Raw genomic sequence first — 14,306 nt, forward strand, 5'->3', positions numbered from 1 at the left:
TTGGCGCCGACGCCCCCTTCAAACAAATGTTTCGATAGCCTCTTCCGCTCGCCCCTCCGCCGGGGCTAGGGTCTGCCGCACAACCATAAAGCGGGAGACGAGCGGATGAAGGCTGCGGTGCTGCGCGAGGTGGGCAAGCCCCTCGTCATCGAGAACGTGGCCATCGGCAAGCCGGGCCCGCGCGAGGTGCTGATCCGCACCAAGGCCGCCGGCGTCTGCCACTCCGACCTGCACTTCGTCGAAGGCTCCTACCCCCACCCCCTGCCCGCCGTGCTGGGCCACGAGAGCGCCGGGATCGTCGAGGCGGTCGGCGACGAGGTGCGCACCGTCAAGGTCGGCGACCATGTCATCACCTGCCTGTCGGTCTATTGCGGCCACTGCGAGGTCTGCCTCACCGGCCACATGAGCCTGTGCACCAGCTCGGAGACCAAGCGGCCGAAGGGTTCGGAGCCGCGTCTCTTCAAGGAAGACCTGAGCGCCGCAAACGGGCGCGGCCCGATGGCCCAGTTCCTGAACCTGTCGTCCTTCGCCGAACTGATGCTGGTGCACGAGCATGCGTGCGTGGCCATCCGCAAGGACATGCCGTTCGACCGCGCCGCCCTGATCGGCTGCTCGGTGACCACCGGCATCGGCGCGGTGATCCACACGTCCAAGGTCCAGCCGGGCGAGACCGTGGCCGTCATCGGCTGCGGCGGCGTGGGCCTGGCCACCATCAACGGCGCGGCCATCGCCGGCGCGGGCCGGATCATCGCGATCGACCGCCAGCCCTCGAAGCTGGCCCTGGCCCGCACTTTCGGCGCGACGGACGTGATCGACGCCAATGACGGCGACGTGGTCAAGCAGGTGCAGGAACTGACCAGCGGCGGCGTCCACCACAGCTTCGAGGCCATCGGCCTGAAGGTCACCGCCGAGCAGTCGTTCAAGATGCTGCGCCGGGGCGGCACGGCCAACATCATCGGCATGATCCCGGTCGGCACGATGATCGAGCTGCACGGCCCCGACTTCCTCGGCGAGAAGAAGATCCAGGGCAGCTACATGGGTTCCAACCGCTTCCCGGTCGACATGCCGCGCTTCGTCGACTTCTACATGAACGGCAAGCTGAAGCTCGACGAGCTGATCGCCCGGCGCATCAAGCTGGAAGACGTCAACGACGCCTTCGAGGAGCTGAAGCGAGGCGAACTGGCCAGGTCGGTGATCGTGTTCGACAATTAAATCCCTCTCTCTGAGAGAGAGGGAGGGGCCCATGGCGGAGCCATGGGAGGGTGAGAGGTTTCAGCCTGTCCGACTAGCGCGACGATCGGGCGCCACCAGTCAGCGCTGCAGGTTCGAGGGGTTTCCCGGCCAACGGTGAAACCTCTCACCCTCCCACCGCTTCGCGGCGGGTCCCTCCCTCTCTCAAAGAGAGAGGGGTCTACGCTCTTTTCCGTCCCTTCCGCGTCACCAGCCAGATTCCCGCGCAGACCAGGGCCAGGGCGGCGGCGTTCTTCCAGGCCAGCACCGGCTCGTGCAGGAAGAGCGCCGACAGCAGCACCCCGAACACCGGGATCAGGAAGTTGAACACCGCCAGCATGCCCACCGGGTTGTGCTTCAGGAGCAGGCTCCAGAGGGCGAAGGCGGCCGCCGACAGGCCGGCCATGTAGGCCAGCAGGGCCAGCGAGCGGATGTCGAAGCCCTCCAGCCGGCCGCCGAAGGCGAAGCCGATCGCCAGCAGGGCCCCACCGCCGATGGCCAGCTGCCAGCCGGTCATGACCATGGCGTCCATCTTCTGCGAGATGGTCTTGCCCCAGATGCCGGCGGCGGCCAGCACGAAGGCGGCGATGACCACGAAGCCTTCGCCCAGCAGGCTGAACTCGAAATCCAGGCCCTTTCCGCCCAGATTCACCGCCAGCACGCCCAGGAAACCCAGCAGGCAGCCAAGCGCCTTGCGCCGGGTCAGGCGGTCGTTGGCGTAGAGGAAATGGGCCAGGATCACGCCGAAGAAGGCGCCGGTGGAGTTCATGATCGACGACTTCACGCCGGTGGCGTGGGCCAGGCCGATATAGAAGAAGACGTACTGCACCGTGGTCTGGACGATCCCCAGAGCCACCACCTTGGGCGCCTGGTCGCGCGGCGGGACCAGCGACTTGCCGGTCAGGCCGGCCAGCACCAGCAGGATCGCGCCGGCCGCCAGGAAGCGCCAGCCGGCGAACAGCATCTGGGCGGCCGTGTCGGTCTTGGCCACGTGCAGCATCGCATAGCCGGCCTTCACCGCCGGAAAGGCGCTGCCCCACAGCAGGCAGCACAGCACCGCCATGCCGATGACGAAGCGGCGATCACGGTAGAGATCGACGCGGGGCGAGGTCACGCTGGGCGAAGTCACGGGGGCGGGCCTTGTCGGAAAAAGCATCGCCGCCCCACGGAAAGCGGGGCGGCGATTATGTCTGCGCCCCGCTTCTAGGCTCCTCGCCGCCGGGCTTCAACCGCGGGGCCGCCCTTGTGCGCGCTGTCACGAGATCGCCAGGCGCGACATGCTACCGGCAGTGCTCCAGAGGGGGAGATTCGCCTTGTCCGACATCGATCGCCGCGGCCTGCTGCTGGGCGGGGCCGCCGCCGGCGCCCTGCCGACCTTCCTCGCCTCGACCCTGGCCCGCGCCGCCGCGATCGACGCCGACGACCGCACGGGCACGATTCAGGACGTGGAGCACGTGGTGATCCTGATGCAGGAGAACCGCAGCTTCGACCACTATTTCGGGGCCATGGCCGGGGTGCGCGGCTTCGGCGACCGTTTCCCCGTTCCGGTGCGCGATGCGCCCGGACGCAAGGACGGCACGGCGTTCCTCCAGGCCTATGGCCAGCAGGGCGGCCCCGACGTGATCGCGCCCTTCGCGCTCAGCACCGGTCCGTTTGGCGACCTGATCCGCGTCGAGGGCACGCCGCATGGCTGGGCCGACGCCCAGGACGCCTGGGACGAGGGGCGCATGGACCGCTGGCCGGTCGCCAAGCGGCCCCACTCCATGGGCTACTACACCAAGGCCGAAATCCCCTTCCAGTACGCCCTGGCCCAGGAATTCACCCTGTGTGACGCCTATCACTGCTCGACCCAGACCGGCACCAACACCAACCGCCTGTTCCTGTGGAGCGGAACCAACGACGGCGCGGGCCAGGCCAGCGGGCCGTCGATCTCGAACTCGCACGACGATTTTCCGGACAAGGGCGGCGCGGCGGAGTCCTATCGCTGGACCACCTATCCCGAACGGCTGCTGGAAGCGGGCGTCAGCTGGCGCATCTACCAGGACATGGCCGACAACTTCACCGACAACCCGCTGGCGGGGTTCGCGGCCTATCGCGCCGCCCATGCCGGCGCCCCCGGCTCGGATCAGCGGCTCAAGGACCTGGCCCTGTCGACCTGGCATCTGGACGGGCTGCGCCAGGACGTGCTGTCCGGGCGCCTGCCCCAGGTCTCGTGGATCATCGCCCCGGCCGCCGACTCCGAGCATCCGGGCCCGTCCAGCCCGGCCCAAGGCGCCTTCTACCTGGCCCGGGTGCTCGACGCCCTGACCCTGAACAGCAAGGTCTGGTCGCGAACGGCGCTGCTGGTGATGTTCGACGAGAACGACGGCTTCTTCGACCACGTCCCGCCGCCCGCCCCGCCGTCGCGCGACGCCGCCGGCAAGGAACTGGGCGGTTCGACCGTGGATACGGCCGGCGAGTATCACCTCGTGCGCAATCCGACCGAGGCCAAGGCCGAGCGTGACGACCTGATGGGCCGCCCCTACGGCCTGGGCCCGCGGGTGCCGATGTACGTGATCTCGCCCTGGAGCCGAGGCGGCTGGGTCAACAGCGAGGTCTTCGACCACACCTCGGTGATCCGCTTCCTGGAAACCCGCTTCGGCGTGGCCGAGCCCAACATCTCGCCCTGGCGGCGAGCAGTGTGCGGCGACCTGACCTCGTGCTTCAACTTCGCGACGCCGAACGCCGACCCGCCTGCCGCGATGCTGGACATGCAGACCCTGGCCAAGGCGGCGCGCTTCGCCGCCCGCAAGAAGAACACCACGACCCCGCCGACGCCGGCCGCGGTCCGGGCGCCCTATCAGGAAATCGGCACGCGCTACTCGCGCGCATTGCCCTACCGACTGGAGGTGTACGCCAGGATCGGCGACGGGGCGGCGAGCCTGCTCCTGAACAATCCCGGCGCCGCCGGGGCCGTGCTGCACGTCTATGACCGCCTGCGCCTGGACCAGCCGCCGCGCCGCTACACCCTGGGCGCGGGCGGACAGCTCAAGGACGCCTGGCCGGCAGGCGCCTACGACCTGTGGCTGCTAGGCCCCAACAGCTTCCACCGACACTATGCGGGCGAGCCGTCCGACGGGCTGGAATGGCTGATCGTCCCCAACCTCAACGGGAAGACGGTGGCGATGGCCCTCTACAACACCAGTTCGGAGGCGCGCACGGTGACCATCGAGCCGGCCGGCTTGCTGAGGCCCAAGCCCTGGACGGTGACGCTGGCGGCGGGCGAGACGCGGAACCGCGAATGGCCGACGGGCGCCGACTGGTACGACCTGTCGGCCCGCTGCGAAGAGCGCCCGTCCTGGCGCCGCCGCGCCGTGGGACGCGCGGAGTCGGGCCGACACTCGCACAGCGATCCGTTGATGGGCGGGTCGGCCCCGCTGTCGCGCTAGCGCAGCCGGCTCGTATTGGGCGACTTCAGCTCGGCCAGGGCCAGGCGCGGAGTGTCCTTGCTGGATGCGGTCGCGTTGGAGGCCTGGGCGTAGTTGCTGTCCTCACGGCCGGCCTGAGCCAGCAGGGTGTCGACGCGGGCCTTCTTGGCCTTGAACGCCGCCAGCTCGCCGCCCGACAGCACCGTGCCCTGCGGCACCTTGGCGCCGATCGGGTTGACGCGCTGACCGTTCAGCCAGACCTCGTAGTGCAGGTGCGGGCCGGTCGACATGCCGGTCGAGCCGACATAGGCCACGACCTGGCCCTGCGAGACGCGCATGCCCGGACGGATGCCCTTGGCGTAGCGCGAGATGTGGGCGTAGCCGGTATCCCAGTTGCCGGCGTGCCGGATGCGCAGCCAGTTGCCGTAGCCGGCCCAGCGCTTGGCCTCCAGCACCACGCCGTCGCCGGCGGCGAGGATCGGGGTGCCGGTGCCGGCGCCAAAGTCGACGCCCTTGTGGCCGCGGGCATAGCCCAGGATCGGGTGGCGGCGCATGCCGAAGGTCGAGGTGATGCGGGCCCCGTCGACCGGGGTGCGCAGCAGGAAGCCTTTGATGTTCTTGCCGCTCTCGTCGAAGAACTGGGTCTTGCCGTCGCGCTCGAAGGCGTAGAAGCGCTGGCCCTTGACCTCGGCGTACTCCAGGTCGCCGGCCTCGATGGTGCGGCCGCTCTCGGTGACCTTGCGGTCGAACACCAGGCAGAACTGGTCGCCGTCCTTGATGTCGCGCGAGAAGTCGATCTTGTGCGAGAACAGCTTGGCCGCCTGGCTGATCACCGCCGGGCTGCCGCCGACGGCCGCCACGCTCTCGTAGAACGAGCCGTTCATGGCGCCGCAGGAAACCTTGGTCTCGTCGCGGACCTCTTCCTCGATCTCGCGCAGCTTCAGCGCGCCGTCGAAGGTGCGCGACACGGTGACGGTCGAGGACGGGCTGGTGCGCATCGACAGGCCGACCAGGCGGGCCGGGCCGCGGTCGTTGTCGCGGCGACGGGCGATGGCGGCCTCGAAGGCCATGCCGGCCTTGATGTTGACGGTGTCCATGGCGCTTTGCAGCGTGCTGACCACCTGGTTGGCCTCGTCGGCGCCGACGCCCGAGCGCTGCACGGCGCCTTGCAGGGTCTCGCCGGGACGGACCTTTACGGAAACGGTTTCGGGACGGTCGAAGCCGGGCTGGGCTTCGGCCTGCGCGAAGGCCACGTGCTGCAGCGCCACCATGGCGGCCGCGTCCAGCGGCGCATGGGTGGCGACCACGGCTTGCGGCGCGTCGCCCGCCGTCAGCTTCCAGCCCAGCGCCAGAGCGGCCAGACCGGCGACAGCGGTGAACAGCCGCGGCGCGAGACGCATCGTCGGGCGTCGCGGATCAAATTCCTGCATCGGTCCCCCGTTCGGTAGCGATGCCGTTTTCGTACAGGAACGGCACTGCCGGGAAGCCCCCCAGCAATCGTCGGGCCGGAACATGACGGCGCAGGGGCCGCCGATCAAGGACTATCCGGTGCTTTGGACGTTTTGTCACGGATATGGTTAACCCGTTGTCCCGGCTCGGAAAACGAGAGCCGGAAAAAGAAAAACGCCCGCTGCGAGCAGCGGGCGTCTTCTGTCGAATTTCGGGTTTCGCGCGAGCGAAAAATCAGGCGGCGCTGACCTGCTCGTTCGGGTCGCGCAGCACGTAGCCGCGGCCCCAGACGGTTTCGATGTGGTGCTTGCCCTGGGCCGAGGCCGCCAGCTTCTTGCGCAGCTTGCAGATGAAGACGTCGATGATCTTCAGTTCCGGCTCGTCCATGCCGCCGTACAGGTGGTTGAGGAACATCTCCTTGGTCAGGGTCGTGCCCTTGCGCAGGGAGAGCAGCTCCAGCATCTGGTATTCCTTGCCGGTCAGGTGAACGCGGTTGCCGTTCACTTCCACCGTCTTGGCGTCCAGGTTGACGATGATGTCGCCGGTCTTGATGACCGACTGGGCGTGACCCTTCGAACGACGGACCACCGCATGGATGCGGGCGATCATCTCGTCCTTGTGGAAGGGCTTGGTCATGTAGTCGTCGGCGCCGCCGGCGAAGGTCTTAACCTTCGTGTCGATTTCGGCCGTGCCCGACAGGATCATGATCGGCGTGTTGACCTTGGCCACGCGCAGGGTGCGCAGCACGTCGATGCCGCTCATGTCGGGAAGGTTCAGGTCGAGCAGGATCAGGTCGTAGTCATAGATCTTGCCCAGGTCGACGCCTTCTTCGCCCAGGTCGGTCGTGTAGACGTTGAAGCCTTCCGACTTCAGCATCAGCTCGATCGTCTGCGCGGTGGCGCTGTCATCCTCGATCAACAGTACCCGCATGAAACCCTCCCCGCCATGAGGCGGCGCTTATTCGACAGCTAGGCGGACAACCGCCGGTGAAACCCGTCCACCAATCTGGCGGACAGTTAATTTAAGACTGGTTAATGGTGAACGCGTCGTCTGGCGAAATGGTTAATATGATTTGCGAATCGGGTGCAAGCGCCCAGAAAACCGTTGTGCACATTGGCCGCAGGCGGTTTTCAAGCTGCGCCTTGGCATGGTGAAAAGCCAGCAAACCCAAGGGTTAACAGGGGATCGGACGCCGTTACCGCGTTAAGAAGCCTCAAGGCTCCGTTCGTCTTTAGGGCGAGATTGCGGCGTTCTGTCGCTGGAATTTTCGACCCATTTTTTCGCCTTCCGCGTGCGGACCGCATGCGCTCGAAAGCTTGAGCGGGCGATCTCCGCGTCACCCGGTCGCGGCCGATTCCCCATCGGTCAGCCATCCGGCCGCCCGCAGGCGGGCCACCGAGGCCCGTGCGATCGGCGCGGCCTCGCCGTCGACCAGCCGCAGGCGCAGGTTGCGGCCGTCCCGCTCGACCCCGACGACGGCGCGCCGGGCCACCCACCACGAGCGGTGCACCTGCAGACCGTCCAGGCCCGACAGCCCCGCCAGCACCCGCGCCAGCGGTCCGGCCTCCAGCCGCGAGCCGGTTTCGGTCCGTACGCGAACATAGTGGTCCTCCATCTTCAGATAGAGGACGCTCGAGGGAACGAGCGCCGGCTCGGCCGGCGCGCCCGGGATCACGGGAACCACCCGCGCGGCCTGCAGGCGCGCACGAAGATAGGTAAAGCCCGCCGCGATCGGCGCCGAGATCGCCAGGCACTGGCCGTACCAGTCCAGCAGCGACAGCGACTTGAGGAACGGCCACAGGGTCGAGGCCAGCGGCGCCACGATCGCCGTCTGCAAACCGCAACCGATCAGGATCGCCCCGCCGACCATCAGCCAGGCCGGAACCTTCAGCCGTTCAGCGGCGACGATCGCCAGGCGGATCGAAAGGCCGAAGATCACCACCCCGGCCCAGAAGCACCCCGCCCAATAGAACGCGCGCGCGAGGACGGGGCCGTTGAAGTAGCTGCCGAACGGTCCGACCACGCCCAGGAACACCCCCACCGCCGTGGCGACGGAAAGGTCGATCGCCCATTCGCGGGCAGTTCCCAGGATGGGCGGCTTTGCGGTCATGGCCGATCTATAGCGCCGTTCGCCGCTTGGCGAACCCATTCGCCCGTTCACGCATGAAGCGTGGCGGCGCAAGGGATCGGGCCGCAATCGAGGGTCATCGCCAACCGGAGCTCTCCATGCGTTCCCCTCGCCTTCTCGCCCTGCTCGCCACCCTCGCCTTCGCCGGAGCGGTCTCCACCCCCACCTGGGCTGCCGAACCCCATGTCGGCTTCATGCGCCTGTCCGCGCCCGATCCCGCCGGCCCGCCGATCGAGGTCGGGGTCTGGTACCCCACCGACACGCCCGAGACCGCCCCGGCCGGCGGCATGGAGAGCCTGCCCGTCGCCGCCGGCGCGCCGATCTCGGGTAAGACCCTGCCGCTGGTGGTCATGTCCCACGGCAACGGCGGCTGGTTCGGCGGCCACTACGACACCGCCGCCGCGCTGGTGAAGAAGGGCTTCGCCGTCGCCGCCCTGACCCACACCGGCGACAACTACCGCGACCAGAGCCGGGCGCTGGACATGGCCGAGCGCCCCCGCCAGCTTTCCGTGCTGATCGGCTACATGCTGGACGCCTCGCCGATGCACGCGCGGCTCGACCCGGCCAAGGTCGGCGCCTTCGGCTTCTCGTCGGGCGGCTTCACGGTGCTGGCGGCCGCCGGCGGCGAACCGAACCTGGCGGCGACCTTCCCCGAGCACTGCCTGAAACATCCGGCCAACTACGACTGCCGTCTCAGCGCCGGCAAGCCGCTGCCGGCCGGCGCCCTGGCCGGGCGCTGGACCCATGATGCGCGGATCAAGGCCGTGGTCTCCGCCGCGCCCGCGCTGGGCTTCACCTTCGGCAAGCCGGGCCTGAAGGGCGTCACCCAGCCGCTGCAACTGTGGAAGGCCGCCGACGACGAGATCCTGCCGGGCGACGACTACGCCGAGGCCGTGCATCGCGCCCTGCCCAGCGCCCACGACTATCGCGTCGTTGCGGGGGCGCGACATTTCGACTTCCTGGCGCCCTGCGGGCCGCAGGCGGCCAAACAGTTGCCCCAGCCTTTGTGCACAAGCGCTCCGGGCTTCGATCGGGCGGCTTTTCACGCCGACTTCAACGCCCGGGTTGCGACATTCTTCGCCACCCAACTGGGCGTCGGCGAACGCTGAATTTCATGCCCGATTAACCATGATGGCCGAGTCTGCGCGGGTCGCCCAAGGAGCCGTCTTGCGCAGTCTCATCGCCGCCGTCGAACGTCTTGACCCGCTGACCGTCTTCGGACGCGTGGCGGCCGTCAACGGCCTCCTGATCGAGGCTCGCGGCGGCCTGACGCGCCTGGCGGTCGGCGCCCGGGTCGAGATCGAGCGCATCGGCGCCCCGACCCTGCCGGCCGAGGTGGTGGGTTTCCGCGAGACCCGCGCCTTGCTCATGCCCTTCGGCCCGGTCGAGGGCGTGGCCCCCGGCGCCGAGATCCGCATCATGCCCGAAGGCGCCACCGTGCGCCCGACCAAGGCTTGGCTGGGTCGCATCATCAACGCTTTCGGCGAGCCGATCGACGGTCTCGGGCCCCTGCCGCAGGGCGAGGTTCCCTATCCGCTGAAGACCCCGCCGCCGCCGGCCCACGCCCGCGGCCGGGTGGGCGAGCGCCTGGACCTGGGCGTGCGCTCGATGAACGTCTTCACCACCACCTGCCGCGGCCAGCGCCTGGGCATCTTCGCCGGTTCCGGCGTCGGCAAGTCGGTGCTGCTGTCGATGCTGGCGAAAGAGGCCACCTGCGACGCCGTCGTCGTCGGCCTGATCGGCGAACGCGGCCGCGAGGTGCGCGAGTTCATCGAGGAGACCCTGGGCGAGGAAGGCCTGCGCCGCGCCATCGTCGTGGTCGCCACCTCGGACGAGCCGGCCCTGACCCGCCGCCAGGCCGCCTACATGACCCTGGCCATCGCCGAGTTCCTGCGCGACCAGGACCAGGAGGTCCTCTGCCTGATGGACTCGGTGACCCGCTTCGCCATGGCCCAGCGCGAGATCGGCCTGGCCGCCGGCGAGCCGCCGACCACCAAGGGCTACACCCCCACCGTATTCACCGAACTGCCCAAGCTCCTTGAGCGGGCTGGACCCGGCCCCATTCGCGCCGACGGCACGACGGCCGCCCCGATCACCGCTCTCTTCACCGTGCTGGTGGACGGCGACGACCACAACGAACCGATCGCCGACGCCGCGCGCGGCATTCTCGACGGCCACATCGTCATGGAGCGTTCGATCGCCGAGCGCGGCCGCTTCCCGGCCATCAACGTGCTGAAGTCGATCAGCCGGACCATGCCGGGCTGCCAGCTGCCGCACGAGCGCGACATCGTCAAATCCGCCCGCCAGGTGCTGTCGGCCTATTCCAACATGGAAGAGCTGATCCGCATCGGCGCCTATCGCGCCGGCGCCGACCCCACTGTCGACCGGGCCATCCAGCTCAATCCGGCGGTCGAGGCTTTCCTCAGCCAGAACCCCGACGAAGCCACGAGTCTTGACGATTCGTTCAACTTCCTCGGCCAGATTCTCCAAAGCGCCGCCTGAAGCGCCAGCGTGTCGAGTAACCCAGCATGACCAAGTGGGCCGCCTCCCTGATCCGCATCTCGAACCACGAGGTAGAGACGCTGCAGAAGCGCCTGGCCGAGGTGGTCGACCGCCGCGAAGCCGCGCAGATGCGCCTGGCCACGATGGACGCCGAAGCCGAGATCGAGATGCGCAACGCCGAGGGCGACGCCTCGGCCGGCTGGTACATGATCGGCTACCGCAAGGGCCTGGAAGTGCGCCGCGCCGAGACCCTGCTGGAAATCGACCAGATCGGCATTGAGGAAACCGGCGCCCGCGACGCCCTGTCGATGGCCTTCGAGAACCTCAAGAAGTACGAACACGTCGCCGAGACCGCCAAGGTCGCGATGATGAAGAAGGTCGGCAAGCTGGAAATGGCCGCGCTCGACGAGCTGGGCCTGCGCCGCGCGGCGATGGGCCGATAGGTTCCTTCTCCCCTTGTGGGAGAAGGTGTCGGCGCCAGCCGACGGATGAGGGGTCGCACGGCCTCTCCGCAAGCTTCTGAGAGACCCCTCACCCGACCTCGCTCCGCGAGGCCACCCTCTCCCGCAAGGGGAGAGGGATAATCCGGTTCACCCTTCCCCAACCTCCCCGTGCTTTCCTCGCGCCGATCGCCAGGGAGCAAACGATGTCCGACGTCTCACGCCGCACCGTGCTCGGCTCCAGCCTGGCGCTGGCCGCCTGCGGCCAGAAGGCGCAAGGTCAGCCGGTCCCGGCCAACCTGGCGCCGCTGAAGACGGTCTCGCCGTTCCGGATCGGATCCTCGGTCCAGGCCCTGCACCTGGACGATCCGGCCCTGGCCGACTTGCTGCGCCGCCAGGTCAATCAGCTAACGCCCGAGTGGCAGATGAAGATGGAATATATCGTCCAGCCGGACGGCTCTTTCCGCTTCGACGCCCCCGACAGGATCGCCGCCTTCGCCCAGGCCAACGGCATGGCGCTGCTGGGCCACGTGCTGGTCTGGTACGCCCAGGCCCCCGAGGCCTTCGAGCGGCTGGACGAAAACCGGGTCAGTTTCGAGCAGGCCTATCGCAACTACATCCTGGCCGTGGCCGGACGCTATCGCAGCAAGGTGGTCGGCTGGGACGTGGTCAACGAGGCCGTGGCCGAAGACGGCGACGGCTGGCGAACCAGCCTCTGGTCCAAACGCCTCGGCGACTTCGACCACATCGCTCTCGCCTTCCGCACGGCGCGCGAGGCCGACCCCGGCGCGACGCTGCTGCTCAACGACTACAATCTCGAATACATGCCCCGCAAGCGGGCCACCTTCATGAAGCTGGCCGAGCGCCTGCTGGCCTCCGGCGCGCCGCTGACCGGGATCGGCACCCAGATGCACGTCGCCGCCGACATCCGGCCCGGCGAGATCACCACCATGATGAAGGATCTGGCCAGCCTTGGCCTGCCGATCCACCTCTCCGAACTGGACGTGTCGCTGGTGCGCGCCGACAACAAGCTGCTGGGCCGCGCCGAGCTGGAGCGCCGCCAGGCCCGCACCTACGGCGAGGCGGCCGAGGCGTTCATGGCCCTGCCCGAGCGCCAGCGGTTCGCCTTCACCCTGTGGGGCCTGCGCGACAAGGATTCGTGGCTGAAGAAGGAGAACGCGTCGGACGCTCCCGCGCCGTTCGACGACGCCGGCCGCCCCAAGGCGGCCGCGGCGGCGCTAGTGGAGGCGTTCAGGCGGAGCTAGGCGCCCACTGGCCCGTAAACAGGCCCATTATCTCCGAGCATCCCCGCGCAGGCGGGGATCCAAGCGGCGTTGGAGACGGCTGCTCGACCGTTCCAGATCCTGAACATCGGCTTGGGTCCCCGCCTGCGCGGGGATCTAACGGAGTTGGAAGCCGCCCCGGCGCGAAACCGGATCCACGGCCCTCAGCCGCCCGGACCGCGAACGCTGCTGGCTACGGCGTGGTCGGCGTCGTTGGCCTGGCGCAGGGCGCGCAGGTCTTCGCTGATGCGGAAGACGGCGACGTAGAATTCGCAGAAGGCGCGCCACAGCAGCACCATGCCGGCGGCGACCAGCAGGCCGGCGATCAGCACCGGGAAGGCCAGCAGCAGCGAGGAAACGCCCGGCTCCTTCAGCGCCAGGCCCACGGCCGCGCCGACGACGGAAAAGGCGAACAGGGCCACGACGCCCAGGCCCGCCCAGTAGATCAGGTGGACAACCGGCCCGGTCACCAGTCGGTCGAAGGTCAACAGATCCCAGAACAGCGCGCCCGAACCACGCGCCTTGGATTTCCTGGCCGGAGCCATCCGACACACCTCATGTCAGCGGACTGGCGGAGACCGCCGAAGTTTACGCTGCATCGCTAGCAGCGTGAGGCCCGCTCGGCAATGCCGGGCGGGCCTCGTGCGTGTTCGGAAGAAGGGACGCTGTTACGCGGACCCGTTACTTCGGAGCCGCAGCGCCGGCCAGGGCCGCGTCGATCTGGGCCTTGGTGGCCGTGGTGCTCACGCTGCCGTCGGCGCCGGCGCTCAGGCTGGCCTTGGGCAGGGCGAACTTCTTGTCGCCGCTGGCGACCACGACATTGGCCGAGCCGTCGGCGCCCGTCGAGGTTCCGCTGACCGTGCCGACGACGGCGCCGGCGGGGTCCTTGATCTCGGTGCCGACCGCGACGTCGCCCGAGACAGTGGCCGAAGACGGCGTACCGGCCTGACCGGCGGCCGCGGCGCTGCTGTCAGCCGGGGTCGTGGTGGTGGTGGTCGAAGTGGTGCTGCTGGTGGTCGAAGGCTGCGAGGCGGCGGCCGGATCGGCCGGCGGCTGCGTGGCGTCTTGAGCGTAGGCGGCGCCGGCCAGCGAAAGGGTCGCGGCGGCGGCGAGGTAAGCAAACTTCGTCTTCATATTGCGCTCCGTCGGAGGGCCCCTGCCCGATCAACCAACGCAGGTCGGTTTGTAACGGTTCCGAAACAGCGCGTGATCGCGACCTCACGGGGTCGTGGCGACAAGCTTGGGCGCTTCCTGGATCGGGGCTTCGTCGTCCTTCAGCCCGGCCGCCTTCATCGCCGACTTCAGGGTGTAGACCGACGGATCCTTGCTGGTCGTGAACGCCAGTTCCGCCGTCAGCGCGGGGTTCTCGGCCTCGTTGGCGAAGCCGCCCTCGCGCACGCCGTTGAAGGTGACCGCATAGCTCTTGCCCGGCTTGGTGCTGCACAGCAGGACGAAGGTGCGGCCGTCGTTCAGCAGGCGCGGCGCACGCACGCATTCGGGCTTTTCGCCGCTTGAGCCCGCTGCGTAGTTCCAGGCTCCGGGCGTCATCTTCTGATCGAAGCCGACCTTCAGAACCAGGATCCCCGGCGCGATCGTCTCGCCGGCCGCCGGCCAGGTGGCGGTCACCTTCGGCGGCAGGGTCGGCGGCATGACCGTCACCGGCGACACCGGGGTCGGCTCGGGTCGCGGCGCTTGCGCCAGCGCGCCCCCCGCGACGGCGAGGACGGCCAGGACAGAAGGGGCGAGAACGGCTGTGCGCATGCCCTGACAATGGCGATCAAGCGCGGCCTTCTCAAGGCGCCGTTCGGCGACGTCGCCCTTTCGTTACAAGGTTTTCATTCAGGTGACGTTCACGCGCCGCGATACT

Annotated in this window: 13 protein-coding genes; 6 read left to right on the top strand and 7 right to left on the bottom strand. The window is 68.6% G+C overall.

Annotated features, from left to right (window positions below; all coding sequences use genetic code 11):
* Positions 1-105: 105 nt before the first annotated feature.
* Positions 106-1,212 (top strand): Zn-dependent alcohol dehydrogenase, encoded by a 1,107-nt coding sequence (locus P7A99_RS11515; protein WP_277793999.1) that lies wholly within the window; start codon positions 106-108, stop codon positions 1,210-1,212.
* A 199-nt stretch (positions 1,213-1,411) separates the two neighbouring features.
* On the opposite strand, the gene P7A99_RS11520 is transcribed toward P7A99_RS11515, so the two are convergent.
* On the bottom strand, positions 1,412-2,293 hold the full coding sequence (locus P7A99_RS11520; RefSeq protein WP_277794072.1) for a DMT family transporter: 882 nt from the start codon (positions 2,291-2,293) through the stop codon (positions 1,412-1,414).
* Positions 2,294-2,543: 250 nt separating this feature from the next.
* Here P7A99_RS11520 and P7A99_RS11525 point away from each other — a divergent pair, with 250 nt between their 5' ends.
* On the top strand, positions 2,544-4,658 hold the full coding sequence (locus tag P7A99_RS11525) for a phosphocholine-specific phospholipase C (RefSeq protein WP_277794000.1): 2,115 nt from the start codon (positions 2,544-2,546) through the stop codon (positions 4,656-4,658).
* Here P7A99_RS11525 and P7A99_RS11530 read toward each other — a convergent pair.
* The 3 genes from P7A99_RS11530 to P7A99_RS11540 all read right to left on the bottom strand — a co-directional run bounded on the left by P7A99_RS11530 (position 4,655) and on the right by P7A99_RS11540 (position 8,196).
* Positions 4,655-6,067 (bottom strand): M23 family metallopeptidase, encoded by a 1,413-nt coding sequence (locus P7A99_RS11530; protein WP_277794001.1) that lies wholly within the window; start codon positions 6,065-6,067, stop codon positions 4,655-4,657. The two genes, P7A99_RS11525 and P7A99_RS11530, sit on opposite strands and share 4 nt — an antisense overlap.
* A 253-nt stretch (positions 6,068-6,320) precedes the next feature.
* Positions 6,321-7,016, bottom strand: a complete 696-nt coding sequence (ctrA, locus tag P7A99_RS11535) for a response regulator transcription factor CtrA (protein ID WP_058347205.1) — start codon at positions 7,014-7,016, stop codon at positions 6,321-6,323.
* 406 nt (positions 7,017-7,422) lie between these two features.
* Positions 7,423-8,196, bottom strand: coding sequence for a LytTR family DNA-binding domain-containing protein (locus tag P7A99_RS11540; protein WP_277794002.1), 774 nt, complete (start codon positions 8,194-8,196; stop codon positions 7,423-7,425).
* 116 nt (positions 8,197-8,312) lie between these two features.
* Here P7A99_RS11540 and P7A99_RS11545 point away from each other — a divergent pair, with 116 nt between their 5' ends.
* The 4 genes from P7A99_RS11545 to P7A99_RS11560 all read left to right on the top strand — a co-directional run bounded on the left by P7A99_RS11545 (position 8,313) and on the right by P7A99_RS11560 (position 12,421).
* On the top strand, positions 8,313-9,323 hold the full coding sequence (locus tag P7A99_RS11545) for an alpha/beta hydrolase family protein (protein ID WP_277794003.1): 1,011 nt from the start codon (positions 8,313-8,315) through the stop codon (positions 9,321-9,323).
* A gap of 58 nt (positions 9,324-9,381) precedes the next feature.
* The gene (fliI, locus tag P7A99_RS11550) at positions 9,382-10,716 is read left to right on the top strand and encodes a flagellar protein export ATPase FliI (protein ID WP_058347208.1); all 1,335 of its coding nucleotides are present in this window, start codon (positions 9,382-9,384) and stop codon (positions 10,714-10,716) included.
* Between the two features lie 26 nt (positions 10,717-10,742).
* A complete protein-coding gene (locus P7A99_RS11555) occupies positions 10,743-11,159 on the top strand; it encodes a flagellar export protein FliJ (RefSeq protein WP_277794004.1) in 417 nt (138 codons plus the stop codon).
* 203 nt (positions 11,160-11,362) lie between these two features.
* Positions 11,363-12,421: an endo-1,4-beta-xylanase gene (locus tag P7A99_RS11560; protein ID WP_277794005.1), complete on the top strand. Its 1,059-nt coding sequence runs from the start codon at positions 11,363-11,365 to the stop codon at positions 12,419-12,421.
* A 182-nt stretch (positions 12,422-12,603) separates the two neighbouring features.
* Here the strand turns inward: P7A99_RS11560 and P7A99_RS11565 are convergent, their stop codons facing one another.
* The 3 genes from P7A99_RS11565 to P7A99_RS11575 all read right to left on the bottom strand — a co-directional run bounded on the left by P7A99_RS11565 (position 12,604) and on the right by P7A99_RS11575 (position 14,200).
* On the bottom strand, positions 12,604-12,984 hold the full coding sequence (locus tag P7A99_RS11565; RefSeq protein WP_277794006.1) for a DUF4282 domain-containing protein: 381 nt from the start codon (positions 12,982-12,984) through the stop codon (positions 12,604-12,606).
* 136 nt (positions 12,985-13,120) lie between these two features.
* A complete protein-coding gene (locus P7A99_RS11570; protein WP_277794007.1) occupies positions 13,121-13,573 on the bottom strand; it encodes a hypothetical protein in 453 nt (150 codons plus the stop codon).
* Between the two features lie 84 nt (positions 13,574-13,657).
* Entirely contained in the window at positions 13,658-14,200 is a 543-nt protein-coding gene (locus P7A99_RS11575) for an Ig-like domain-containing protein (protein ID WP_277794008.1), read from the bottom strand.
* Positions 14,201-14,306 lie beyond the last annotated feature (106 nt).

It is taken from the genome of Caulobacter endophyticus, from assembly GCF_029543245.1.
Classification (GTDB): domain Bacteria; phylum Pseudomonadota; class Alphaproteobacteria; order Caulobacterales; family Caulobacteraceae; genus Caulobacter; species Caulobacter endophyticus_A.